Below are 1,739 nucleotides of genomic sequence, written 5' to 3'. Positions count from 1 at the left end.
CCTCGAGATCGATCACCTCGGCACAGTGACTGTCGTGGTGGGCGCCGCGGCCGGCGGCATGGACGATCTGGTCCCCGGCCAGTCCGAGGGCAGCCAGGCGCGCCACATCGCGGGCCTTGTCGCGGTCCGCGAGCGCCGCCGCCTCGGCATCCTCCTGCACGATCAGCGCGGCCACTTCGGCGTCGGTCATCTTGGCCATGCGCTCGGCCTCGTCGGACCCGGTCCAGGCGGCGATCTCGGCGGATTGGCGACGAGAGGCGATCCTGTCAGGCAATATCGTCGCCATGGTGTTTCCCTTCATGAGTTGATCCGAGAGTACGGGAGGGTCACTTTTCCTGTGCGAAACCAATGGAGGGTCGGTCGGTGAAGATCACATTGCCTTACCGTGAAATGTGGTAGCGTTACCTGCCCCCAATCTTCGGACGGTCAGCCGACAAATATCAGACCGCCCAAATGAGACCCCACTTCCATATTGCTCATAGCGCGGACCGCCGCCGCATAGTGCTCGGCCGCTGCGATCGCATCCTCGCGCGAAGGAAACCTTCTCTCGATGCAGTCCGCGCAGACTTCAGCCCACGCCTTCTCGTCAGCGATGTGCAACCCCCTGTCAAATGTCTTTGTAAGCTCCTCTCCTTGCCGATAGTTTCTGAGAACGACCCGCCAACTTCCTGGCTGATCATCTTCTAAGAGTGCGTAGCAACCATCCGTGACGAGGACATCGACCGATCCGAGGACGACAGGTTCATAATGTTCATACATTCTGATAGGCAATCTGGGCACGACCATCTCAATTTCATCAACAGACAGCCCGTATTTCTCTCGAACATCGTCGATCGGTAAATTACGGTCGATCTCGATATCGATAGACCGCAAAAATTGGACAATCGCCTCTTGTCGATCATCCGCCGCAATCCATTCATCTTTATCCTGATTGCCGACGTTGAAGATGAAAGCATTCTTCTCAAGTTTCGATGTGCCGTTTAAATAATTCATCACATCACCCCGTCGTGCAATATAGAACAATATCAATATTCATACCTACCATCAAGCTCTTTCCGATCCAGCACCTTAATCGATCGGCGCCACGTCGCGCAGCTCGACGAATACCACCTTCTCCGATCGCTCAGCGCCGATCAGGTCGAGATTGACGTAGACGTGGTCGGCGAAGACCGTGCTGCACAGGCGCCAGATGACGCCCGTGCGGCCGACGCGCCGTTCGTCGCTACCGTCGAAGGTCAGCGGTGCCCCGGTGATCCGGACCGCCTGTCCCACCCGCAGCCAGTTGGCCGCGGCGGCGAGGAGGGCGGCGAGGTCCTCGGCGGTGAGCTTCGCCCGCGTCGTGCGGGCAAACGGCGTCTGGGGGTCGGCCGCCAGCCGCAGGGCCTGTTCCTCGGGGCCTAAGTCGTGAAACCACTCGACGGCGTAGTCGGGCGTCCAGGCCTGCGGCGCCGGCTGCTTGGGCGAGGCGCGGAACACCTCGACCGCCGGCCCGCCGAGCAGATCACCCTGGATGCCGATCAGGGCGCGCTCGTACTGCGCCTGGCGGAACTCGGCCCGCCAGCGGGCGTCGCTGCCTGCCGGCAGGCGCGTCACGTCCTGGCGGACGTGGTGGGACTTCCTGGCTCTCGGCATGGCGCGGGCCTCACGCGAGACCGATGCGGCGGGTGGCCTCCCCCCCGCCCGGGGCGGCGGCGCCGGGCAAGCCGATATGCGGCGCGAGGGCGGCCCGCAGGAGCTCC

The 1,739-nt window shown here is 62.6% G+C and carries 3 protein-coding genes; all 3 read right to left on the bottom strand.

Going from position 1 to position 1,739, the window contains the following annotated elements; genetic code table 11:
* Positions 1-301, bottom strand: a 301-nt coding sequence (locus VQ02_RS34040) for a hypothetical protein (RefSeq protein WP_157080936.1), incomplete at its 3' end; no start/stop codon positions are given.
* A gap of 125 nt (positions 302-426) precedes the next feature.
* Positions 427-993 carry a hypothetical protein gene (locus VQ02_RS37905; protein ID WP_157080935.1) on the bottom strand — a complete coding sequence of 189 codons (567 nt, stop codon included), beginning with the start codon at positions 991-993 and terminating at the stop codon, positions 427-429.
* Between the two features lie 75 nt (positions 994-1,068).
* Positions 1,069-1,632: a hypothetical protein gene (locus VQ02_RS34035; RefSeq protein WP_245239940.1), complete on the bottom strand. Its 564-nt coding sequence runs from the start codon at positions 1,630-1,632 to the stop codon at positions 1,069-1,071.
* Positions 1,633-1,739: the final 107 nt, after the last annotated feature.

It is taken from the genome of Methylobacterium variabile (genome assembly GCF_001043975.1).
Classification (GTDB): Bacteria; Pseudomonadota; Alphaproteobacteria; order Rhizobiales; family Beijerinckiaceae; genus Methylobacterium; species Methylobacterium variabile.
Note: the sequence above shows the minus strand (reverse complement) of the source record. Positions and strands in the feature narration are given on the sequence as shown.

What these genes read in the sequence shown, in the direction of transcription:
- VQ02_RS34035 (WP_245239940.1), bottom strand. Translation starts at nt 1,632, where the DNA reads ATGCCGAGAGCCAGGAAGTCCCACCACGTCCGCCAGGACGTGACGCGC.
- VQ02_RS37905 (WP_157080935.1), bottom strand. Translation starts at nt 993, where the DNA reads ATGAATTATTTAAACGGCACATCGAAACTTGAGAAGAATGCTTTCATC.